Below are 22,283 nucleotides of genomic sequence, written 5' to 3' on the forward strand. Positions count from 1 at the left end.
GAAAGAAGGGGTCTCACTTTTCCTTGTATGCCGGTTTTTTATAAAAGCAATCTTCTCAGGCTAGCAGCAATTCTTACTGCAAGCCTGAGAGGGGATAAATTACATAGATTCGTGGAATGTTCTGTTAATGACATCCAATTGCTGTTCACGTGTCAGTTTAATAAAGTTGACGGCATAACCTGAGACACGAATAGTCAACTGCGGATATGATTCTGGATGCTTCATTGCATCTAGAAGTGTTTCTCTGTTAAATACGTTTACATTTAAATGATGACCGGCCTTTACTCCGTAACCGTCTAATATAGATACAAGATTGGATGCACGGTCTTCTTCCTCTTTGCCGAGTGCTTTAGGAACAATAGAGAAAGTATTAGATATACCGTCCAAAGATGAATCATAAGGAAGTTTAGCAACAGATGACAGAGAGGCTAATGTGCCTTTTGTATCCCGGCCATGCATTGGATTTGCTCCAGGTGCGAACGGTTCGCCGGCACGGCGCCCATCCGGTGTGTTTCCTGTCTTTTTACCATACACAACATTCGAAGTAATCGTCAGGATGGACATTGTGTGCATAGAGTTGCGGTAAGTCACATGTTTCCGCAGCTTTTTCATAAAACTTTCGACAATAGAAACGGCAATGCTGTCAACTTTATCATCGTTGTTTCCGTATTTCGGATAATCTCCTTCTGTGGCAAAATCAACGGCAATGCCGTTTTCATCCCTGATTGCTTTCACTTTTGCATATTTGATAGCGCTCAATGAGTCTGCCACTACGCTTAGTCCAGCAATTCCAGTTGCCATCGTCCGTAATATTTCTGTATCATGCAAGGCCATTTCTATTCTTTCATAGCTGTATTTGTCATGCATATAATGGATGACGTTTAATGTATTGATATAAAGACCTGCCAGCCATTCCATCATTTGATCGAATTTCTCCATCACTTCGTCATAATCCAAATACTCAGAAGCAACAGGGCTGTAGTCAGGGCCGACCTGTACTTTCAATTTTTCATCTTTGCCTCCGTTAATTGCATATAGAAGACATTTTGCAAGATTCGCACGAGCGCCGAAGAACTGCATTTGCTTGCCTATTTCCATCGCAGAAACACAGCAGGCAATTCCGTAATCATCACCCCAGTGAGGTTTCATAATGTCATCATTCTCATATTGAATCGAGCTTGTTTGAATGGACATTTGAGCACAGTACTTTTTAAAATTCTCCGGTAACTGGGTGGACCAAAGAACTGTTAAGTTCGGTTCAGGCGCAGGTCCGAGATTATCAAGTGTATGGAGAAAGCGGAATGAGTTCTTTGTCACAAGCGGCCGTCCGTCATTAGCCATACCCCCAATTGACTCAGTTACCCATGTAGGATCGCCGCTGAACAGTTCGTTATAGTCTGGCGTTCTGGCGAACTTAACAAGGCGCAGCTTCATGATGAAATGATCGACAATCTCTTGGACTTGTTTCTCTGTTAGTAATCCCAGCTCTAAATCTCGTTCAATATAAATATCAAGAAAAGTGGAAACACGTCCAAGACTCATTGCTGCCCCGTTTTGCTCTTTAATTGCTGCCAGATAAGCTAAATACAGCCATTGAAACGCTTCTTGTGTATTAGCAGCTGGTCTGGACAAATCGAAGCCGTAGCTTTCTCCCAGCTCCTTCAGTTCAGCTAAAGCACGGATTTGCTCTGAAACTTCCTCTCTAAGACGCATAACATCTTCTGTCATAATTGAGCTTGTTGCTTTTTTGTCTTTTTGTTTTTCTTTTATTAAGAAGTCAATACCGTATAAAGCTACACGGCGATAATCGCCGATAATCCGGCCCCGTCCATATGCATCAGGGAGCCCTGTGATAATTGCTGCTTTTCGTGCAAGGCGCATTTCATCTGTGTATGCATCAAAGACGCCGGCATTATGTGTTTTTCGGTGTTTAGTAAAGAACTCTTCTAATTTTTCGTCTGCTTTATAACCGTAAGACTCACACGCTTGCACTGCCATTCTGATGCCGCCGTTAGGCTGGAAGGATCTTTTGAATGGCTCATCTGTTTGAACACCGACAATCTTTTCCTTTGTTTTGTCCAAATAACCAGGACCATGCGATGTAATTGTAGAAGGGATGTCAGTGTCGAGATCATAAACACCGCCTCTGTCTCTTTCTTTCTTAGAAAGCTCAAGAACTTGTTCCCACAGCTGCGTTGTCCCCACAGTCGGACCGCTTAAAAAAGAAGAGTCGCCGTGATACGGTTTGAAATTCTTTAAGATAAAGTCGCGCACATTCACTTCCTTTTCCCAACCGCCGCTTTTAAATCCATTCCAATAATTTGTTTCCAGCTTTTCCATTACTAGTCACCTCTTTTTTTGTATAACAGATATTAAAAATATTTCTAAATTAAATATAACAGATAATAATGTGATGTATTTCACAAAATTATGTATAAGTTAAGGCAATTCTGTGACTAATCTGTGAACTGTTGATATGACAAGACTTGGGGAGGGGGGAGAAAAGTGAAATAGCATAAAATCTTTGTATTTTAAAGTGTATAACAAAATTGCTTTTTGTTAACTGTTATATAATAGAAAAGCAAAATAGTAAATCTGTTTTAATGGGATTTTAAATTACCAGTGAACTATAGGATTAGCAGTAATGTGACTTGTGCATAATTTTACTAATGGAAAATGCATGTAAAAAAGTTAATTTTTATTTTCCGCACAGCCGATTTAAGATATGATAGGGGAGTATGTATTTTTTTCTCCTGGTTTGTATTCTTATTTTTATCTGCCATTCATTGGTCTTTCATGTAAGTCAAAGGCAATGATGGACATGCTTTAATGATTACTAAATATCAATTGAAGCGCAAAAAATTTTTTGAGGTGTTTTAATGTCGTTTATAACAAAAGACCGAATAATGCTGCTGCTGAAAATACTATTTCCAGTAACCTTGCTGCTGCTTGTTTCATTGGAATTCAGGGATATGTTCCTTACCATCGATTTCGGGCTGTTAATGAAATATATTGATAAATTGGACTTTTTGGAGCTAGTCCTCATCGTTGTTTTTGGATTTATAGCGTTATCGCCAATGTATTTTTATGATCATTTTTTAAGCAAATATTTAAATGCACAAATATCAGTGAAACAGCTGACCAAGTATTCTCTTATCAGCAATTCCTTTTCTAATCTGCTTGGATTTGGCGGATTAATTGGTATCGCCTTAAGAACTTATTTTTATAAAGAATATGAGCAAGACAAGAAGAGGCTGATGAAGGGTATTGCTTTTATCACGATGTTTTACTTAACTGGAGTTAGTTTTTTAACTTGGGTGATTTTATTTGACAGCTGGAAGATGCCGCTCATACAGAATCATCATTGGCTGATGGTGACAACCTTAGTCGTTTCGGCCATACTGCCAATCCTTATCATCAGCTATTTCATAAAGAAAACCAATTTACATAAGATTATTAAATCCCGTACAATGGCAGCTTCGCTGCTCGGTGCATCTATTTTAGAGTGGAGCTTCATTTATTTCTACTTATATTGGCTCGCATGCCTTGTTGACCTCCCTGTAGGAGGCTGGGACTTTCTGAAGATTTTCCTTATTGCTGTCGGTGCTGGGATTGTCAGCATGATTCCTGGTGGAATCGGAGCATTTGACCTTGTATTTCTATGGGGCCTTGAATATATAGGTGTCTCTACAGAAAAACTGCTTGTTGTGCTTCTCCTGTACAGAATAGGCTATTATTTTATACCGTTCTTCACTGGTTTGATTTTGCTTATTCGCGATTTATGGAAAAAGTGGAATAAATATTGGAACAATATCCCGCGTGCAGTTGTGCAGAATATCAGTCATTTCTTTCTGACAATTCTTGTGTTTCTTTCAGGAATTTTGCTGTTAATCTCAGGTGCAGTACCAGGGATTTTAGAAAGACTGCGCCTTACAGAGCAATTTATCAGTTTGCCTGTCATGAACATTTCCCATCACGTATCCGTCGGAGCAGGTCTTGTCCTTTTAGGTCTTGCTAGAGGGATAGAATACAGGGAAAAGAGGACCTATCATCTCACTTTATTCGTTTTGGCAATTGCGGCTGTTACGACATTTTTAAAAGGGCTTGATTATGAAGAAGCAACAATCATCGTTGTTGTGTTAATCCTTCTGCTGCTCTCAAGGGGCAAGTTCTACCGGGAGAGCTTTGTCCTAACCTGGGGGAAAATTTGCTTTGACATAATTGTTATATCCTTTTTTTCATTTGGTTATTTGACGCTTGGTTATTTAAATTTGCCAACAAGCATTGCAAGTGTCCCTAAATTTGTGAAGCCCTATATTATTTCAGATGCAAAAAGTCTGTTTTGGAGTGCATTTGTTTCTTTATTTATTGCTCTTATCATCATCCTTGTAGGCTATTGGATTAAGAAGCCGAAGAGCTTAACAAAATTGCCATCTAGAGAAATGGAAGCAGAGATAATGGAACATTTGGAAAAGTATAATGGCACCACTTTAGCACATCTTATCTTTTTGCATGATAAATATATCTTTTGGAATAAAGAGCGGAATGTGCTGTTTGCATATGAAACATATGCAGACAAACTGATTGTTTTAGGAGACCCTATCGGTGAAGAGAAAGACTTTGTAAAAGCCGTGGAGGAGCTTTATGAAAAAGCTGATATTTATGGATTTACGCCCGTCTTTTACCAAACGAGCCGAAATATGCTGCCGATTCTACATGCTAACGGATATGATTTTTTTAAGCTTGGTGAAGAAGGGCATGTAGACTTGAACAGCTTTTCACTGACAGGTAAAAAAATGAAAAATTATCGAGCGATAAAAAATAAATTTGAAAGAGAAGGCTATACTGTGCAAGTTTCTTTGCCAGAACATGATCTAAAACTTTTAAATGAACTGGAGAATATAAGCTACAGATGGCTTGGAGGAAGAAGAGAAAAAGGCTTTTCATTAGGTTTTTTTGAAAGGGATTATATAAATACATGTAAAATAATCTACGTAAAAGATCCTGATGGTAAAATAATTTCATTTTTAACACTGATTCCTTCCTATCAACAAAAACAAATGTGGTCGATAGATTTAATGAGAAGTTTGCCTGGCGCTCCATCTGGATCGATGGATTTTCTGTATTTGCATACCTTTGAGTATTTGAAGGAAGCAGGGACGGAAAGCTGTAATTTAGGAATGGCTCCATTATCCAATCTTGGGATTTCTCGCTTTTCCTTCTTAAGTGAAAAGGTGGCCGCGCAAATCTTTAAGCACGGACATGTTTTTTATCATTTTCAAGGATTGCGGAATTTTAAAAACAAATATTGTGACATATGGGAGCCAAAGTATTTAGGGTATAGAAGGAAGTCATCCCTGCCGTTTACATCAGCACAAGTAACAATGCTTGTTGCTAAGGGTAAAAGGAGCTGAAATATTATTCAGCTCTTTTTTCTATTGTAAATTAAATAATTCTACGCATTCAAATAAGATATTAAAAAACAAATTTGGTAATAAATTGGATTTTAAGTTAAAATAAAGTATATTCAAATGCTAGAATAGGAGGAAATTATGTTTTATGTTTTTATAATCGTAATAGTAAGCGGAATAGCTGTACTTGTTAATATGTATTATTCGCGGAAAAGGAAAAAGCTTATTTTAAGTTTATGGGACAAGAATGAGAAATTAGATCATACAGAAAATTTCCATGAAACATTTACATATCTCTATGAAAATGTGAACTTAAATAAAGAAAAGAATGCTGTCGTCGATCATATTACCTGGCATGATCTAAATTTGACTAAAATTTTTAAGACGATTAATTTCACCTTTACATCAATCGGTGAGGAATTGCTGTACTATCGATTAAAAGCACCACATGAAACGCATTTGTTTGAAGAAAAAAAGATAGAAAAAATAAGTTTAAACAAAGAATACCGCACGAAGTTATCACTGATTTTATCAGCATTAGGAAAAGCACCGTATGCTAACTCTTCCAAATATATTTATGCAAAACCTGATAGTAGTTTCAATAAAATATATATATTGCTAGGTTTGCTTCCGATTATAGGATTAGCAATCATTGGATTATCCCTTCAAATTGGTTTAGGGTTATTTTTTATTAGCATATTAGTGAACAGTTTTTTATTCTACATAAACCGTTCTAAAAACGAAGCTGAATATGAAAGCTTGTTTTATTGCCTAACTATCCTGCTTACCTCCAGAAATATCGCGAAGCTAAATCAGGACACTGACTTTTTAAAAAAGACAAGTAAACTAAAAAGTGCTCCTTTTATCAGTGTTTTTTTATTGAAAGATGATCCGACGGGTACAAATTTAATACTGCAACTATTTACGATATTGAAATCAATTTTTCTTATAGATTATTTTGTTTTTCATTACATCGTATATCTTATAAACAATAACAGTCAAACATACGAGTTGGCATGGAGAAAAACAGCGGAAATTGATTTGTATTATTCGATTGCTTTGTGGAGAAAAACATTGCCATATTATTGTTTGCCAGAATACACTGATAATGATTCTTTGACAATTGTTAATGGCTATCATCCCTTAGTAAGCAACCCTGTTGGCAATGACTTTGAATTCACGCAAAATAGTTTGCTGACAGGTTCGAATGCTTCAGGAAAATCAACCTTCATCAAAACTATTGCTGTAAATATTATATTTTCACAAGCATTAAATACAAGTACTAGCCATAAAATCAGACTTACAAGAGGGGAGGTTTACTCCTCCATGGCAATGTCTGATGATATCGAAAAGGGACAAAGCTATTTTTTAAGTGAAATTAAGGCATTGAAAAGAATCTTTGACAGAAGAAACAATAGCAGTGATATGTTATTGTATGTATTTATGGATGAGATTTTTAAAGGCACTAATACAATGGAGAGGGTTGCTGCCGCCGAATCAGTACTGGAATATTTAAATCATTGCAGCAATACAAAAATCATGGCGGCAACTCATGATATAGAATTAACAGAGATGCTTAATGATAAATACAAAAATTATCATTTCAGAGAACAGATAGTAGACGATGAAATCATCTTTGATTTTTTAATAAAAGAAGGTGCGTCCAACACAAGAAACGCAATCGAACTGCTGAGGATTACGGGTTTTCCAGAGAAAGTGTATCTTCATGCCGTTAATAAAGCAAAGGAATTAAATAACAGCTTAATCTAATGACAGGAAACACCGCTGACTTGGTCAACGGTGTTTGCTGTCATTTAAACGTTAGTTTGAAAAAATTTTCTAATAAATTATCCAAATATAGAAAATGATAATGAATTGAAACATATGATCGCTGTGCAATCAAGAGTAAAATCTGGTAAAATAGTCATGGTAATTGAAAAGAGACGAAAAATTAGGTGATTTACAGATGAAGATTAGTATTGCCGCACTTGTTCTTTTGAGCTTTCTTTTTGCGTCAACTGCATCAGCTGCAGGAAAAGAGGAGAAAGAACTCGAGTTAAAGAGCGAGTCGGCACTTTTGCTTGATGAAAAAACAGGTGCAGTACTATTCCAAAAAAACGGCTATAAAAAAATGTATCCAGCGAGCTTGACGAAAATCGCTACGGCCATATACGCATTAGAAAAAGGTTCTATAGACGATATGGTAATGGTAAGCAAACATGCAGCAGAAGAAGAGGGAACCAGTGTTTATTTAGAGACTGGTGAAAAAGTCAGTCTGGAAAAACTGCTGAATGGTATGCTTGTCAATTCAGGCAATGATGCTGCAGATGCAGTTGCAGAATATCTAGATGGAAGTCCTGCGCAATTTGAACAAAACTTTAATGACTATTTGAAAACAGAAATAAAAGTAAAGTCGACTCATTTTACGAATCCAAGTGGTTTGTTCAATGAAAACCATTATACGACTGCTTATGATATGGCGCTTATCACAAAGTATGCGTTAAGAAATGAAGCCTTCCGAGCTATTTTCGGTACGAAAGAGTTGAACTGGGATGGATTATCTTGGGATACGACGCTTGTTACCCACCATCTTATGTTAAAGGGAGAACTGCCGTATGAAGGTGTCAACGGTGGGAAAACCGGCTATGTAGATCAATCCAAACAAACATTAGCAACGTCTGCTGCCAATGACGGGCTAAACTTAATTGCAATTGTCCTGAAAGGTGATTGGAAAGAGGATGTTTATGAAGATACAGAAGCAATGTTTGATTATGGCTTCAAAAATTTTATAAATGACACGTTTCCGCCAGGTATGCAATATCCAGTTGCAGGTAAAGTCTTTCAAACAGAAAAGACCGAGCTTGTCACTGTTCCGAAGGATAACAGCACACCAGTTATCACACCGACTGGAGAGCTGTTGATGCAGACAAAAGCTGGCGATACTATTCAATCACTTCAGCTGAAGGAAAAGGTGCCTCTCGATGTGCTTCAAGCTGGTGACACTTTAAGTAATAAGGAAGAAAGCGATAGTTCTTATCTTTCTATTAAGGTCATAGCTGGTGTCCTTGTTATTGGTATCATAGCAGCTGCTGTTATATACAAAAAGAAAAGATGGCAAAAGAAGACTGTTTGATAATAAGCTTGATAAATTTATTGGTAAACTAGGGATGTTGATTAGCACTGCTGTGGTTCGCTTTCCAGTGGGAGAAGGCTGGTTCGCTATTTTTGTAGGAGTCTCACCACTTCCGTTCATTTTTTGAATAAAGACTTCTATTACTCCTATAAACGTATTTTGGATATTTTGTATCACTTTAACAAATAAGTTAAAAATACCTACTACCCCATTATCAATATTATAGTGCAATAAAAAATGGGCCCTGCAACAAGCAGGGCCCATTTTTTTGTACTTATTTATACATTTCAGCTACTTGCTTTTGCAGCTGTGCATCTTCCAAGTACTCATCATAAGTTACTTGTTTGTCTACTAGGCCGCTTGGTGTAATCTCAAAGATTCTGTTTGCGATTGTAGAAACAAACTGATGGTCATGTGATGCGAACAGCAAGGAGCCTTTAAAGTTAATAAGGCCGTTGTTTAATGCTGTAATGGATTCAAGATCCAAGTGGTTTGTTGGTTCATCCATAAGCAGCACGTTGGAACCGCTAAGCATCATTTTGGAAAGCATGCAGCGGACTTTTTCTCCTCCGGAAAGAACGCTAGGTTTTTTCATTACTTCTTCACCAGAGAACAGCATTCTGCCAAGGAAACCTCTCAAGAAGCTTTCTGTCTGATCATTTGGTGAGTATTGGCGCAGCCAATCAACTAGGCTTTGCTCGTCACGTGCGAAGTATTCAGAGTTATCTGCAGGGAAGTAGCTTTGTGTTGTCGTAATTCCCCATTTGAAGGAACCGCTGTCTGGCTCAATTTCTCCCATTAAAATGCGGAATAGAGTAGTTTTTGCCAGTTCATTTTTTCCAACAAGAGCAATTTTGTCATCTTTGTTCATGATAAAGTTGATGTTATCTAGAACTTTAACGCCATCAATTGTTTTTGACAGATTCTCTACACGCAATAGGTCATTTCCTATTTCTCTTTCAGGTGTAAATGCAACATATGGATATTTTCTAGAAGATGGTTTAATATCGTCCAGAGAAATTTTATCAAGCAATTTTTTTCTTGATGTTGCCTGCTTGGATTTTGATGCATTTGCACTGAATCGTGCGATAAAGTTTTGCAGCTCTTTAATTTTTTCTTCTTTTTTCTTGTTTGCATCATTTGCCATTTTAGAAGCTAATTGGCTTGACTCATACCAGAAATCGTAGTTACCAACATAAATCTGAATTTTGCTGTAATCCAAATCAGCAATATGAGTACATACTTTGTTCAAGAAATGTCTGTCATGGGAAACAACAATAACAGTATTCTCGAAGTTGATTAAGAATTCTTCTAGCCACTGGATTGCGCCGATGTCAAGATGGTTTGTAGGCTCATCAAGCAAAAGAACGTCTGGCTGACCAAATAGTGCTTGTGCAAGAAGTACCTTAACTTTTTCTGATCCGCTGATGTCTGCCATTTTTTTATTGTGCAGATCTTCATTGATTCCTAATCCTTTTAATAGGATTGCCGCCTCTGATTCAGCTTCCCAACCATTTAATTCAGCAAATTCACCTTCAAGTTCAGCAGCTTTCATACCGTCCTCGTCAGAGAAGTTTTCTTTCATATAAATAGCATCTTTTTCCTTCATTACTTCATACAGTCTTGTATGACCCATGATGACTACTTGCAGCACTTCATGCTCCTCGTACTCAAAATGGTTCTGTTTCAGGATAGCAAGCCTTTCTCCAGGGCCTAATGAAACATGACCGGATTGAGCTTCCAGTTCACCGGAAAGAATTTTAAGGAAAGTTGATTTACCGGCACCATTTGCCCCGATTAAACCATAACAATTCCCAGGTGTGAATTTAATATTAACATCTTCAAATAATTTACGATCACCATATCGAAGACCAACATTGCTAACTGTTATCATTTATATTTTTTCCTCCAAAATACAATATCCATAAAATTATACCATCATTAACAGGGAAGAGCGAATTTTTCTTAGAAAAACTTACTCAATCTCCGCGTTTTCCTTATGTAAGATTTGAGATTTTTTATAAAAAAAGGAGGAATTGTTTAATCTTAAGCGAATATGATTTGTAAGCGTTAAAATGACTAAAACGAGTTTTAGGTGCTTGGATTGGGGAATACGTAAAATATCAATAAAATTTTATTAAATGTTCATATTTTTTTCATATATTTTCTGTACACTACATATAACAGGACATAAAGGAGTAGATATAAATGGCTAGAAAACAGCTTGTTGATTTAGTAAATAAGATGAAAAAATCAGGGATCAAAATAAGCTTCACTAAACCTAGATCACATTTAATCGTTCCCATCCGCCAACCTAATAAATTGACTTCCTCTACAACACATTAAATTACACTGCTAAAAACATGTTCCGTTGTACATTATATGCTGTTTCCATCGTATGAATAGGAAAAAAGGCAATAAATGCTACAATTTTGTGAAACATGTTTTTTCTTTGTCATTCTCTCAAAAAAATAAGATATAATGTCATTGATTGTTCAATAGTGAGCAAACTGTTGATTGAGAGAGGGTGAACACAAAATGGAACAGGAACCAATTAAGAAGGCGGTTGCCTATGCTTTAAAAAAGAAAGAGCTGATTGATTGCTCCTTTCTCCGGTATTTTACAAAAGCAATTTTAGCAGGTATGTATATTGGCTTTGCCCTTGTGATTTGTTATAAGCTGGCACAGCCTTTTTATGATGTACATTCGCCCGGAACTTATATGATGACAGCTATGTTTTTCGGCCTGGCACTAGTGCTTATCATGTTTGGGGGTGGGGAGCTTTTTACCGGAAATACAATGGCCTTTACAATGAGCACAATTGCCGGCAGAACAACCTGGAGTGATACGTTTTATAACTGGGTTACCGTATATTTAGGCAATTTTGCCGGCGCTGTACTTTTTGCGGTTCTTATTTACTATTCCGGGTTGTTTCATTTGGAGGAAAAAACAACTTGGCTGATGGAGGTCGCAAACAGCAAAATGAGCGCAACAACATTAGAGCTGTTTATACGGGCTATACTGTGTAACTGGCTTGTTTGTTTGGCAATTTGGATTCCAATGAATATGAAAGAAGATGTGGGAAAAGTATTAGCTACCATGCTTATTGTTTTCGGCTTTATGGTCTCAGGCTATGAACACAGTATTGCCAATATGGGACTGTTTTCCATTGCATTAATTGTTCCCCATCCTGAATTTATTACAATAGGAAACGCGCTTCATAATCTTATTCCGGTGACTATTGGCAATATTATTGGCGGAGGCTTGTTTGTCGGAGCAGTAAATATGTACATCCTTTCCGGAAAAAAAGGGAAGCTAAAAGACGTAAATGTAACTAGCAGTCAAAAGAAGATCGCTAAATAAGATAGCAGAATCTTAGGTCAGTCCAAGAGCAATCATTAAGCCGATACAGCTGATAAACCCAACAACCGGACCAGCCTTTTGGTAAGCTTCAGGCAGCATAGTGGAACAAACCATTGCAATTAGTCCTCCAGCACCAAAAGCTTCAATACTCGCAATAACTATTTCGGAGGCATTTGCCATAAATGAGTAGCCGATTAAGCTGCTTAGTGCGGATATACCTACAACACTTGCCCATAGAAATAAAATCTTTCTTTTTTTGTAGCCATCTTTTTTTAAGCCGACAGTAGAAGAAAGGGCCTCCGGAAAATTGCTGATTAAGATGGCGACAATAAACAGAATGTCGACATGGTTGGTTGCGATCAAGCTTAAACCGATAATTAACGATTCGGGAATAGCATCCATTAAAGTTCCGATGAATATGGCTATGCCGGAATGGGAAGCAATATTTCCGGTTGACCGTTTTCTGTTTGTACCGCCTTTCATATACAAGAAAACTTCAATTAAAGTAAACAGAAGGGCCCCTCCAAGAAAAGAGACAGAAGTCATCAAAAGCCCGCTCTTTTCCATTGATTCGACAAGCAGGTCAAAGGCAGAAGCACCGATAAGCACTCCTGTCCCCAGTGCCATCAAATAGGCATTCACTTTTGCAGGTACCTCAAAACAAAGGCCGATTATACTTCCGATAAACAAAGACAGACTAGCGATAGCTCCCCATATTGCAGCCTCCAGCATAAATATAAGCTCCTTATTGGTTTTTTTCTGTAAATTTATTTCATGTATTCAGATGCTGATATATAATGGTAAAAGCAAAGGAGACCGGACTTAAATGAAAACACAAAAACAACTTTTTATCCTGCAATGCTTTTATTTTTTTGCCTTTTTTGGCAGCGGCAGCATAGCTCCGCTGCTTAGTGTCTATTTAAACAATTCGATTGGTTTATCTGGTTTTGAAATTGGCATTATTATGTCGATTGGCCCTGTTGTCACCATATTTTTTCAACCCTTTTGGGGAATTCTTTCTGATAAGACAAATGCGCCCACATCTATCCTTAAATTATGCGCATTTTTTGCTGGATTATGTGGTCTAGGGTATTTGTTTATGGACCAGTTTATCTGGATTTTTGTGATTGCGACATTGATTGCCGTATTCCAAAGTGCAATCGTCCCGATTTCTGACAGCATCACGATAAAATACACGAGTGAACATAATCTTGATTACGGAAATGTGCGGATGTACGGAGCTTTAGGTTTTGGGATTGCTGTCTTTGTAATGGGCAGGATTTCAGAAGTTTCCCCGAGCATTATTTTTATTTCCTTTTTCGCTGCATTGCTGATTTGCTCGCTTACAACAGTTAAGATGCCCCGTGAAAAAGCTGCTGCAAACAGCAATCCCCTTAAAGGAGCAAGCAAGCTGTTAGCCCATAAAAAGTACATGCTGTTTTTAATCATCACGTTTATGATTTTTAGTCCGAATCTGGCTAACAACACTTTTTTTGGTTTGTTTGTGGAAGGAAGCGGAGGTACATATACCGGAATAGGGATAGCCTTTTTAATAGCGGTCCTGTCAGAAGTCCCTTTTATGCGAATTGCAGGGGCATGGATAAAAAAATTCGGCCTGTTAGAAATTACATTATTTTCGGGAATACTCTCCTTAATCAGATGGATTTTTTATTTTACAGAACCGAATTTAACACTCGTTTATGCCACTGCTTTTCTGCAAGGATTTGGTGTGGGGCTGTTCATTCCGGCAGGTCTACAATATATTAGAAGAATAGCGCCAGTCCATTTAATTGCAACATCAATCACCTTCTATTCGGCGATTGGCAATGGGCTTGGCAACTGGTTCAATACTTTTATCGGCGGCATTATTTTTGATCATTACAGCATCTTTCATGTGTATTTATTTTTCAGTGTCTTAACAGTGATTGGTCTAGGGCTGAATATATTCTTGCTTCGTCTGGAAAAACAGGAGGCTGTTTAAAAAAAACAATGGAATGAAAGTCCGTCATAACTCTATAAAGTCAGCACTTGCTAAAAATAAATTAACTTATAAGCAGGGCTGACTTTTTGCTGTTTTTAAGGGAGCTTTTTATTTTCCGCTAATGTCATAGGAAGGCTGTCCATACTTTTTTATAGCTTGGACATAAGATATAAGGAAATAAGTGGAGGTGGAAAGCGCGATGAACAATTATTATAATCAATGTTCGAAAGGTGTTGGAAAATGTGTCCGTATTCGTACACATAACGGCACAGTTCATACAGGAATCATTGATCGAGTTACTCCTAACAAAGTTTACATTAGGCCATTAGGCGGCGGCAGAAGAGGTTATGGCGGATTTGGATTTGGTTATTACCGCGGCTATGGTGGCTATGGCGGCTGGGGCTGGGGTGCAGCAGCAGTTGGTTTTTCTTTTGGCTTGATTGCAGCACTTGCATTCATTCCTTTTTTCTAGTTCGGACGATAGGCAATTTTCCTTTTCAAAGGAAGATTGCCTATTTTTATGATAATTAATAAAAATGGACAAAAATAAAAAAAAAATAAAAATGTGCCCATTCGAGACAACCTGTATCTACATATGATGCTTATGTGCATGAGGGAGGTGGATTAAATGGGTGGTGAACAAACAGCAGGATTCGGCGGAGGCTTTGCTCTGCTTGTAGTGCTATTCATTTTATTAATCATTGTAGGATCTAGCTACGTTGGTTATGGTTATTAATTAAATTAATATAAAAAGAGGGAGTGTTTTATAAATGGCATACGGTTATGGTGGTTACGGTTCTTGTGGTTGTGGAGGATACAGCTATGCAGCTCCAGTATCTGGTGGATATGGTAGTGGCGGATTCGTATTGATTGTTGTTCTATTCATTCTATTGATCATTGTTGGAGCAGCTTGGCTGTAAAAACAGCATCAAAGGCATAAGCGATATCGCTTATGCCTTTTTGTTATTGTTTTAGATTAGATGAAATGAAGCTAATGTGTCGGTAATTTGTGCACGTGCTGATGATTTATCATATAGAGAATTGTTTAGCATGTACTTCTTGATTGTCAGCTGTTCATAAATTTCCAATTCTAGTTCTTTCCTTCTTTTTAGAACTTCCACTGTACCATTTAGACCAGTATGATGATGTTTTTTTCCGTAGCCTTGCTTTGTATAATACTCAATAAATCCGTTTCTCCATTCCTCTTGTCTTTCGTTGTATGCTTTACGGAATGACTTTGGAAGATTATCTTGGTCTACATAAAGTAACACTGGGTTGAGCTTGCGAATTATTTTTTCTAAAGAAAGTACATGCTCTACCACGATTTCCTGCGGGATTCCCCATTTTATCATGCCGATTGTTAATGGATTTTGGAGGAAGCAGCATTCGAATATATAAAGCTTATCATCTTGCAGCGCTTTTTCTGTAAATTCAGCCCATTTTTCAGCAGCTAGCATAGCATGCTGTTCAAATGGCAATTCATAAATGTCATGCTTATAAATATCGTTCAGCTGTTCTTTAGAAAAAAACATGCTGTCTTGATTGATTATTTTTCTGTAAGGCAAAAGGATATTGTCTCCTTTTTGCTGACCATACGAAACTAATGCATCCCATTGTTGATTGGTGTTCAAAAGCTGTTCCCATTCAGAAAGAGAAAAGCTGGCGACACCGTCATAATCAGCTGGATGGTCAAGGTTACCCTCAAGATATAGCTCGCTATTTATGTTGTTATTTCTTACTATTTCGTGTAATGCAGAAGCGGTTGTCGTTTTGCCGCTTCCAGGCAAGCCTTCTACTATAACAAGTTTTGTTCGCATATCATCAAGCCTTTCCATAATAGGCTAAAATCTAAACCTTCTAGTTTACATTAATAGACTACTCCATCGTACTCACCCTAATATGTTGATAATAGGAAGTTCTCTAAAAGAATAGGTAATTCCTTCATAAGTTTTGGTTAGTGCAAAAAAAGAATCTCTGAAGGCTTGAAGTCCTATAAAATTGTCGACTTTTTACATGCAAAAAAAATGTTACAATGGAAAGGACTAAGTTTCGGTTTATTAGGAGGATTAATATAAATGTTTGACAAAGCTTTATCTATTTTAAAAGAATATTTTGGCTATGATACTTTCAGAAATGGTCAGGAGGAGGTAATCCGCCAAATCCTCCAAGGCGAAAACGTTGCGTGCATTATGCCAACAGGAGGAGGAAAATCAATTTGTTATCAAGTTCCGGCGATGATTTTTCCTGGTGTAACGCTTGTTGTCTCACCGCTGATTTCCTTAATGAAGGATCAGGTCGATGCTTTGACAGAAGCGGGCATACCGGCAACTTTTCTAAACAGCACGCTTGACTCTTATGAAGCTTCTAAAAGAATGGAAGACTTAAAATCAGGCAAATACAAGATTTTATATGTTGCACCTGAAAGACTTGATGGAGAGTTCTTTATTGACATGCTTAATGACTTGGAAATTCCGTTTATCGCAATCGACGAGGCTCATTGTATTTCCCAATGGGGACATGATTTCCGTCCGAGTTATTCGAGATTAGGCCAATTAATTAGACGGCTGGAGAAAAAGCCGATTGTTGCTGCCCTTACGGCTACAGCAACCCCAGTAGTTAAGGAGGATATTTGCGCTCAATTGGATATCTCTGTAGATAACACGGTTATTACCGGGTTTGAAAGAAGTAATCTGTCCTTTTCTGTCGTCAAAGGAGAGGACAGGCATCGGTATATTGAGAGATTTCTTAACAAAAATAAAGAAGAATCAGGAATTATCTATGCTGCCACAAGACAAGATGTGGAACGGCTATATGAACGATTAACAAACAGAGGCTATTCATTGGCAAAATATCACGGCGGCATGACAGACAAGGCAAGAGAAGAGGAGCAGCAGAAATTTATCACCGATGATTGTCAGCTTATGGTGGCAACAACTGCCTTTGGGATGGGTATTGATAAAAGCAATATAAGATTTGTGATTCATTACCAGCTCCCGAAAAACATGGAAGGTTATTATCAGGAAGCCGGCCGTGCTGGGAGAGATGGCCTGCCGAGTGAGTGCATCCTCTTATATTCTGCACAAGATATTCGGATTCAACGGTTTTTGATTGATCAGACTACACATGATCCTGATAAACAAGCACAGGATATATCAAAGCTGCAAGCAATGATTAATTATTGTCATACAGAGGATTGCCTTCAGAAATACATCCTTCATTACTTCGGGGAGGAAACAACGGAAACTTGTGAACGCTGCGGAAATTGTAAGGATGAAAGGCATGTTGTAGATGTAACGGTTGAAGCACAAAAGGTGCTTTCCTGCATGATGCGCATGGGAGAGCGGTTTGGAAAAACAATGGTTGCCCAAGTGTTGACTGGCTCTAAAAATAAGAAAATAATTGATTTTTCATTAGATAAGGTAAAAACATACGGAATTATGAAGGAGCAGTCAGCGAAGGCTGTAAGTGACTTCATTGAATTTCTAATCTCAGAAAATTATATAGCTGTCAGCAGCGGTTCCCTGCCTGTTTTGAAGGTCACAGCAACAGGAAAAGAAGTGTTGCTTCAGCGCAAACAGGTGCTGAGAAAAGAGCAGGTGCAAACAAAGGCACTTACAGAAGATAACGGATTGTTCCAGCGTTTAAGAGCAATGCGAAAAAGTCTGGCTGATAGTGAAGGTGTCCCTCCGTTTGTTATCTTCTCCGATCAAACGCTCAAATTAATTTCCAGTCATAAACCGGAAAACGTAGATGAGCTGTCGGCGATAAAAGGGATAGGAGAGCATAAGCTCAACAAATACGGCGGCATTATCCTGGAGACACTGATTTCTTATAAACAAGAAAATCCGCAGGACTGGGAAATAGAGCAAGAGGTAGGAGGAACAGAATCTAGTTCATTGCCAAAGAAAAAAGGCAAAACAGAAAACTCTCACTTAATTACACTCGAAATGTTGAATACTGGCTTAAATCTTAAAGAAATCGCAGAGAAAAGAGACATGACAACTATAACCATCGAAAACCATTTGCTTAAATGTGAGGAAGAGGGGCACTCCATTGATTGGAGCCAATTTTTATCACAGGAAGAGCAGCAAAAAATTGAGGCAGTAATCGAAAAGGTTGGGGGAGAGAAGCTAAAGCCAATTAAAGAAGAACTGGACCCCCATATCAGCTATTTTCAAATAAAGATTGCTCTTGCCCTGTATGTAAGAAAGCAGACAATATAACAAAGGAGAAGCTGTTTAGGCTTCTCCTTTCTTTTTTTATATTGAGCTGATTAAGCTGTCCATTGCTTTTTTCAGGTCTTGTTCACTGTCAAAGGTTGCTTGGGCTTGAGTGTTATTGCCGCCCCCTTTGCCGTTTATTTCGGCAAGCACTTCCTTCAGCAGTGCTCCACAGGAAATAGACTGACTGCCATTATGCTGAATTAATAATTTCTTATCTGATTCAGAAGCCAGGATTGCTATATAATCCTTTTCTTTAATAATGGTCTTAGCAAGAAGCTGTAAGTCCTTTAGTGGTTTATGTGCAAATGAAGCAGAAATGACAATGCTGTCCGTATTGCTTGTCAGCTTTTCAGCTAAAAAAGCGGCATTTTCTAATTTGGCTGCTTCCAGCTCACTATTTAATATTTTCTTTTCCTTCTCCAGCTTGTCAATTCTGTCTGCCAGCATTTCCTTATTAGTTCGGAATTTGTCGCTGAGCGCCGTTAAGATTGTTTGGGAAACTTGGTAATCCTTCATTGCCCTGTGACCGCATAAGAAGAACAGCCTGGTTTGATTGCGATGCTTTTCTGTTTTAAGCAGTTTAATAAAACCTAATTCACCAGTCCTGAAAACATGTGTGCCTGCACATGCTGAATAATCAATTTGATCAATTTCCACTATTCTAAGCTTGCCTGTAACACTTGGAAGCTTCCGCAAAGGCAATGCTGCAGCCTCTGCTTCTGTTACAAAATATGTTTTTATTTCTTTATTTGCAAATATGTATTTACTGCATAATGCTTCAATTTCCAGTAAATCTGATGCTGTAAGCTCTTCTATGTCTATATCTATTGTTGTGTAATCTGTTCCAAGGTGGAAGCTTACTGTTGCAATATCTTTCCACTCATGCAATACAGCTGACAGCAAATGCTGGCCAGTATGCTGCTGCATATGGTCATATCGTTTCTCCCAGTCAACTATGCACTCTGCAGTTTGCCCGGTTATCTCTTGCTCGACTAAGTGTAAAATGGTGCCGTCATCTTCCTTTTGAACATCCAATACAGTAATGCCGTTGATGGTACCTGTATCGCTTGGCTGTCCGCCTCCTTCAGGATAAAAAGCTGTTTCTGCTAATACAACATATTCTTTACCATCTTTATGAAGTGTTTTTACGATATTTGTTGTCCAAGAAGACATGTAGGGGGACGAGTAATACAATTGGTTTGTCATGTTTGATTTCTCCTAAGGATACGTATTTGTTAGACAATCATCATAGCATAATTTCAACCCTTATCGCGATTCAGTGAACTATAGAATAAGCATTTCATTTTATGTGACGGAAAGAAAATTCTAAAAAATCGTCAAAATACCTATAAAAACGAGTCTTTATGTTCATAATAAACAAAAAAGGGGGCTAACAGCATGTTTTTTAACAGAAAAGGAATGGATGATAAGCCTGAGGAAGTTTTATTGAATTTGGAAGTGTATGCTTGCAATTCCTGCAACGGTTGGATGAGGAAGGATTTTGCAACTGATGATTTGAAATGTCCGTTATGTGGAAATGAGACAACGATGGAAATGAGAGAATTGCCACAAATAAATAACTAATAAAACAAGACCCCATATTCGGGGTCTTGTTTTATTAAAAATAATTGTCTATTTCATCTTGATACATTTGGTTATAGGCATTTTCAGCATCTGATTCCGAGTGAAAGAGGGCATCATCATCTTCAATTGTATGGAATGTGTCGTTCAAAAAAAGTGCTAATGCATTTGGATCTTTTGGATGCTGAACGATTTCTGCCGGTTTTACATTAGATACAGATGGTGTATGGGGATTATGGTAAATGACATATACTTCATCACCTAATTGCAGATCTTTTGGATCAAGTGTGTCCATTGGGTTGTTCTCCTTTCTATTATAAATTTTCGTTCTGCTGACCAATTTCCTTTTCCGCTATCATGCTGTTGGCAGCTTCTAATTTTTGAAGCTGGTCGATAGAGTCTCCTCGGTCATCTGCTGAACGCTGCTTGTTGTTCATTTTAGTGTCTTTTGAGTTCTTCATCATACTCTCTCCTTTAAAAACAGTGTTTGCTTGTGCGCAAAAAAATATGATGGAAAATAAAGCAAAAAAGGCATCTATCAAAGGATAGATACCTTCTTTATTTAAGCAAAGCTGTCTGTTAATTCATCGACAAGTGTGCCGACATATGCGACGGCCTGTTTTATTGCATTTGGATTAGACATATCCACTCCTGCGTACTTCAATAACTCAAGCGGAGTTTTTGTTCCGCCAGCGCGAAGGACATCAAGCCATTTATCGACTGTTTCTTGACCATTTTCACGAATACTAGCCGCAACGGCTGTCGAAGCTGTTAACCCTGCTGAATAGGTGTAAGGATATAATCCCATATAGTAATGAGGCTGACGCATCCATGTCAGATAATCCTGTTCTGTAATCTCGACAGAATCTCCCCAAAATTCCTTCAATACGTTTCCTTTTACTTCATTAAAAACCCTGGCTGTTAAAGGTGTTCCTTCTTCAGCCAGCTTATAAACACGGCGTTGAAATTCTCCTTCAAGCAAATGTGTAACAAAATTATGATAGTAAGTGCCAAGGAGCTGAAGGATAGTCCAGCGTCTCATTCGGTTGTCATTTGTTTTGGCCAGCAAATAGTCAGCAAGCAGCATTTCATTCATTGTAGAAGGTGCCTCAATAAAATAGGTTGACGGTCTTGTATTGACAATACGTTGATTTTTATTTGCCAAATAGAAGTGACCGGCATGTCCTAGCTCATGTGCTAACATAAAGGCGCTTCGCATCGTATTACCCCAAGTAATTAAGATAAATGGATGAGAGCCATACGGACTAGAACAGAAAGCACCAGTTGATTTTCCAACATTATCAGCTATATCAACCCATCTTTCTGTTAAAGCTTTTTTCATGATTTCAGAGTATTCAGGTCCCATCACCTTTAATGCCTCTAAAATAATATCGCTTGCTTCTTCAAATGTTGTTTCAGGATTGAATTCATGATCAAGAGGTGCCTTTAAATCACAGAAAAGCATCTTTTCTAAACCTAACTGTTCTTTTTTCAAGCTTGCAAACTTTCTCATATGTGGGGCTAGTTCATTGAAAATAACGCTTAGCTGGTTATGATACATTTCGGTAGTTACTTCTTGTGACTCTAACAGCATGTCTGTAACAGAAGCATATCCGCGAATATTAGCTAAAGTTACTTGTTTTTTTACTTCGGTGCTGTAAGCTGCAGCAATTGTATTGTTGTAACTTGCTAAAGTGTCTGTAAACGATTTATAAGCATTTCTTCTTATTTCCGGATCTGGTGAAAACTCATAAACATCTTCAAATAATGCAAAAGATACAGGAAGTTCTGCTCCGTTATTATCTTCAATGGAAGCAAAGCTCATATCAGCCAGTTTGCTGCTTTGGTACACTAAATAAGGAGAAGCATGAATTTGGCCTAATGATGCCAGTACTTTTTCTGTTTCACTCGATAATGCATATTTTTTTGCAGCTAAGATTTTCTGAATGTTGCGGCTGTAAACGGCAAGCTTCTGTTCTTCTTTCAAGAACTGAGCAATCAGCTCCTCTGGCATTTCTAAAATTTCTGATTGAATAAAGGACATTGTGCCGGCTGCCTTAGCATTAAAAGCTGCAAACAGGGAAGAGTTTGCTTGGTTTTCAGGATTAGTGCCATCTTCAGACTGCTTTAAGGAGGCATATGTACTGATAAGTACGATACTCTCAAGCAACGCTTCCTGTGCTTGCAAGCATTCCAATAATACAGAACTGCTTGTAGCAAGTTTTCCTTTATATTGATCAAAAGCTGCCAAGCTGTTTTCTGCTTGTACTAATGCAGCTTTCCACGCATTGCTATCTGCAAACAGGTCTTCCACCTTCCATTTTAATTCTTCTGGCACCTCATGGCGGTAGGGCCTTGTTTGTTTAGTTATTTGCAATCTGATTCCTCCCCTTATTAAAGGTATTTAGTGATACGAAATGATTATATCATATTATTTTGAATAGTAAGTATATTTTTGCTTCAAAAATATATGACTAATAGAGGATAGCTTATTAATGAGAAAGAATCATTTCCATGACATAAATAAGAAAAATACTTTCATCTATATTACATTTCCATTACAATCATAAGTGTTGTTATTTTGTCATAAA

At 37.7% G+C, this 22,283-nt stretch carries 18 protein-coding genes and 1 pseudogene; 11 read left to right on the forward strand and 8 right to left on the reverse strand.

Features of this window, described 5'->3' with window-relative positions:
• Window positions 1-99: 99 nt before the first annotated feature.
• On the reverse strand, window positions 100-2,340 hold the full coding sequence (pflB, locus tag L8T27_RS09250; RefSeq protein ID WP_237941359.1) for a formate C-acetyltransferase: 2,241 nt from the start codon (window positions 2,338-2,340) through the stop codon (window positions 100-102).
• Window positions 2,341-2,879: 539 nt separating this feature from the next.
• Between pflB and mprF the strand changes: the two genes are divergently transcribed.
• From mprF to L8T27_RS09265, 3 genes are all read left to right on the forward strand, one after another.
• Window positions 2,880-5,414 carry a bifunctional lysylphosphatidylglycerol flippase/synthetase MprF gene (gene mprF / locus L8T27_RS09255; protein WP_237941360.1) on the forward strand — a complete coding sequence of 845 codons (2,535 nt, stop codon included), beginning with the start codon at window positions 2,880-2,882 and terminating at the stop codon, window positions 5,412-5,414.
• A 138-nt stretch (window positions 5,415-5,552) separates the two neighbouring features.
• On the forward strand, window positions 5,553-7,181 hold the full coding sequence (locus L8T27_RS09260) for a MutS-related protein (protein WP_237941361.1): 1,629 nt from the start codon (window positions 5,553-5,555) through the stop codon (window positions 7,179-7,181).
• 196 nt (window positions 7,182-7,377) lie between these two features.
• Window positions 7,378-8,544 carry a D-alanyl-D-alanine carboxypeptidase family protein gene (locus L8T27_RS09265; protein WP_237941362.1) on the forward strand — a complete coding sequence of 389 codons (1,167 nt, stop codon included), beginning with the start codon at window positions 7,378-7,380 and terminating at the stop codon, window positions 8,542-8,544.
• A gap of 274 nt (window positions 8,545-8,818) precedes the next feature.
• Here the strand turns inward: L8T27_RS09265 and L8T27_RS09270 are convergent, their stop codons facing one another.
• On the reverse strand, window positions 8,819-10,438 hold the full coding sequence (locus tag L8T27_RS09270) for an ABC-F family ATP-binding cassette domain-containing protein (protein ID WP_233313964.1): 1,620 nt from the start codon (window positions 10,436-10,438) through the stop codon (window positions 8,819-8,821).
• Between the two features lie 314 nt (window positions 10,439-10,752).
• Between L8T27_RS09270 and L8T27_RS09275 the strand changes: the two genes are divergently transcribed.
• Window positions 10,753-10,890, forward strand: a complete 138-nt coding sequence (locus L8T27_RS09275; RefSeq protein ID WP_233313963.1) for a hypothetical protein — start codon at window positions 10,753-10,755, stop codon at window positions 10,888-10,890.
• Window positions 10,891-11,082: 192 nt separating this feature from the next.
• Window positions 11,083-11,907 (forward strand): formate/nitrite transporter family protein, encoded by an 825-nt coding sequence (locus tag L8T27_RS09280; RefSeq protein WP_237941363.1) that lies wholly within the window; start codon window positions 11,083-11,085, stop codon window positions 11,905-11,907.
• Between the two features lie 12 nt (window positions 11,908-11,919).
• Here L8T27_RS09280 and L8T27_RS09285 read toward each other — a convergent pair whose 3' ends face one another.
• Window positions 11,920-12,639, reverse strand: coding sequence for a ZIP family metal transporter (locus tag L8T27_RS09285; protein WP_233313961.1), 720 nt, complete (start codon window positions 12,637-12,639; stop codon window positions 11,920-11,922).
• Window positions 12,640-12,733: 94 nt separating this feature from the next.
• Here L8T27_RS09285 and L8T27_RS09290 point away from each other — a divergent pair, with 94 nt between their 5' ends.
• The 4 genes and pseudogenes from L8T27_RS09290 to L8T27_RS28920 form a co-directional block, all read left to right on the forward strand.
• A complete protein-coding gene (locus L8T27_RS09290) occupies window positions 12,734-13,888 on the forward strand; it encodes an MFS transporter (protein ID WP_237941364.1) in 1,155 nt (384 codons plus the stop codon).
• 199 nt (window positions 13,889-14,087) lie between these two features.
• Complete coding sequence (locus L8T27_RS09295; RefSeq protein ID WP_233313959.1) at window positions 14,088-14,360, forward strand: hypothetical protein; 273 nt, start codon at window positions 14,088-14,090, stop codon at window positions 14,358-14,360.
• A gap of 156 nt (window positions 14,361-14,516) precedes the next feature.
• Window positions 14,517-14,624, forward strand: coding sequence for a YjcZ family sporulation protein (locus L8T27_RS09300; RefSeq protein ID WP_233313958.1), 108 nt, complete (start codon window positions 14,517-14,519; stop codon window positions 14,622-14,624).
• 100 nt (window positions 14,625-14,724) lie between these two features.
• A pseudogene (locus tag L8T27_RS28920) lies at window positions 14,725-14,808 on the forward strand (YjcZ family sporulation protein); the annotation flags it as partial.
• 51 nt (window positions 14,809-14,859) lie between these two features.
• On the opposite strand, the gene L8T27_RS09310 reads toward L8T27_RS28920, so the two are convergent.
• The gene (locus L8T27_RS09310; protein ID WP_237941365.1) at window positions 14,860-15,705 is read right to left on the reverse strand and encodes a P-loop NTPase family protein; all 846 of its coding nucleotides are present in this window, start codon (window positions 15,703-15,705) and stop codon (window positions 14,860-14,862) included.
• 258 nt (window positions 15,706-15,963) lie between these two features.
• Here L8T27_RS09310 and recQ point away from each other — a divergent pair, with 258 nt between their 5' ends.
• Window positions 15,964-18,111: a DNA helicase RecQ gene (gene recQ, locus L8T27_RS09315; protein WP_237941366.1), complete on the forward strand. Its 2,148-nt coding sequence runs from the start codon at window positions 15,964-15,966 to the stop codon at window positions 18,109-18,111.
• 36 nt (window positions 18,112-18,147) lie between these two features.
• On the opposite strand, the gene L8T27_RS09320 is transcribed toward recQ, so the two are convergent.
• Complete coding sequence (locus L8T27_RS09320; protein ID WP_237941367.1) at window positions 18,148-19,317, reverse strand: alanyl-tRNA editing protein; 1,170 nt, start codon at window positions 19,315-19,317, stop codon at window positions 18,148-18,150.
• 192 nt (window positions 19,318-19,509) lie between these two features.
• Between L8T27_RS09320 and L8T27_RS09325 the strand changes: the two genes are divergently transcribed.
• The gene (locus L8T27_RS09325) at window positions 19,510-19,695 is read left to right on the forward strand and encodes a cold-inducible protein YdjO-related protein (RefSeq protein WP_233313953.1); all 186 of its coding nucleotides are present in this window, start codon (window positions 19,510-19,512) and stop codon (window positions 19,693-19,695) included.
• A gap of 34 nt (window positions 19,696-19,729) precedes the next feature.
• Here the strand turns inward: L8T27_RS09325 and L8T27_RS09330 are convergent, their stop codons facing one another.
• The 3 genes from L8T27_RS09330 to pepF all read right to left on the reverse strand — a co-directional run bounded on the left by L8T27_RS09330 (window position 19,730) and on the right by pepF (window position 22,069).
• A complete protein-coding gene (locus L8T27_RS09330) occupies window positions 19,730-19,987 on the reverse strand; it encodes a transcriptional regulator SplA domain-containing protein (RefSeq protein WP_233313952.1) in 258 nt (85 codons plus the stop codon).
• Window positions 19,988-20,006: 19 nt separating this feature from the next.
• Window positions 20,007-20,156: a hypothetical protein gene (locus L8T27_RS09335; RefSeq protein ID WP_233314797.1), complete on the reverse strand. Its 150-nt coding sequence runs from the start codon at window positions 20,154-20,156 to the stop codon at window positions 20,007-20,009.
• Between the two features lie 98 nt (window positions 20,157-20,254).
• Entirely contained in the window at window positions 20,255-22,069 is a 1,815-nt protein-coding gene (pepF, locus tag L8T27_RS09340) for an oligoendopeptidase F (RefSeq protein WP_237941368.1), read from the reverse strand.
• Between the last annotated feature and the right edge of the window lie 214 nt (window positions 22,070-22,283).

This window comes from Niallia sp. Man26 (assembly GCF_022049065.2).
Taxonomy (GTDB): domain Bacteria; phylum Bacillota; class Bacilli; order Bacillales; family Cytobacillaceae; genus Niallia.

Excerpts from the sequence above, each read along its gene's own strand:
- pflB (WP_237941359.1), bottom strand. The coding sequence starts at position 2,340 with ATGGAAAAGCTGGAAACAAATTATTGGAATGGATTTAAAAGCGGCGGT.
- mprF (WP_237941360.1), top strand. The coding sequence starts at position 2,880 with ATGTCGTTTATAACAAAAGACCGAATAATGCTGCTGCTGAAAATACTA.
- L8T27_RS09260 (WP_237941361.1), top strand. The coding sequence starts at position 5,553 with ATGTTTTATGTTTTTATAATCGTAATAGTAAGCGGAATAGCTGTACTT.
- L8T27_RS09265 (WP_237941362.1), top strand. The coding sequence starts at position 7,378 with ATGAAGATTAGTATTGCCGCACTTGTTCTTTTGAGCTTTCTTTTTGCG.
- L8T27_RS09270 (WP_233313964.1), bottom strand. The coding sequence starts at position 10,438 with ATGATAACAGTTAGCAATGTTGGTCTTCGATATGGTGATCGTAAATTA.
- L8T27_RS09275 (WP_233313963.1), top strand. The coding sequence starts at position 10,753 with ATGGCTAGAAAACAGCTTGTTGATTTAGTAAATAAGATGAAAAAATCA.
- L8T27_RS09280 (WP_237941363.1), top strand. The coding sequence starts at position 11,083 with ATGGAACAGGAACCAATTAAGAAGGCGGTTGCCTATGCTTTAAAAAAG.
- L8T27_RS09285 (WP_233313961.1), bottom strand. The coding sequence starts at position 12,639 with ATGCTGGAGGCTGCAATATGGGGAGCTATCGCTAGTCTGTCTTTGTTT.
- L8T27_RS09290 (WP_237941364.1), top strand. The coding sequence starts at position 12,734 with ATGAAAACACAAAAACAACTTTTTATCCTGCAATGCTTTTATTTTTTT.
- L8T27_RS09295 (WP_233313959.1), top strand. The coding sequence starts at position 14,088 with ATGAACAATTATTATAATCAATGTTCGAAAGGTGTTGGAAAATGTGTC.
- L8T27_RS09300 (WP_233313958.1), top strand. The coding sequence starts at position 14,517 with ATGGGTGGTGAACAAACAGCAGGATTCGGCGGAGGCTTTGCTCTGCTT.
- L8T27_RS09310 (WP_237941365.1), bottom strand. The coding sequence starts at position 15,705 with ATGCGAACAAAACTTGTTATAGTAGAAGGCTTGCCTGGAAGCGGCAAA.
- recQ (WP_237941366.1), top strand. The coding sequence starts at position 15,964 with ATGTTTGACAAAGCTTTATCTATTTTAAAAGAATATTTTGGCTATGAT.
- L8T27_RS09320 (WP_237941367.1), bottom strand. The coding sequence starts at position 19,317 with ATGACAAACCAATTGTATTACTCGTCCCCCTACATGTCTTCTTGGACA.
- L8T27_RS09325 (WP_233313953.1), top strand. The coding sequence starts at position 19,510 with ATGTTTTTTAACAGAAAAGGAATGGATGATAAGCCTGAGGAAGTTTTA.
- L8T27_RS09330 (WP_233313952.1), bottom strand. The coding sequence starts at position 19,987 with ATGGACACACTTGATCCAAAAGATCTGCAATTAGGTGATGAAGTATAT.
- L8T27_RS09335 (WP_233314797.1), bottom strand. The coding sequence starts at position 20,156 with ATGATGAAGAACTCAAAAGACACTAAAATGAACAACAAGCAGCGTTCA.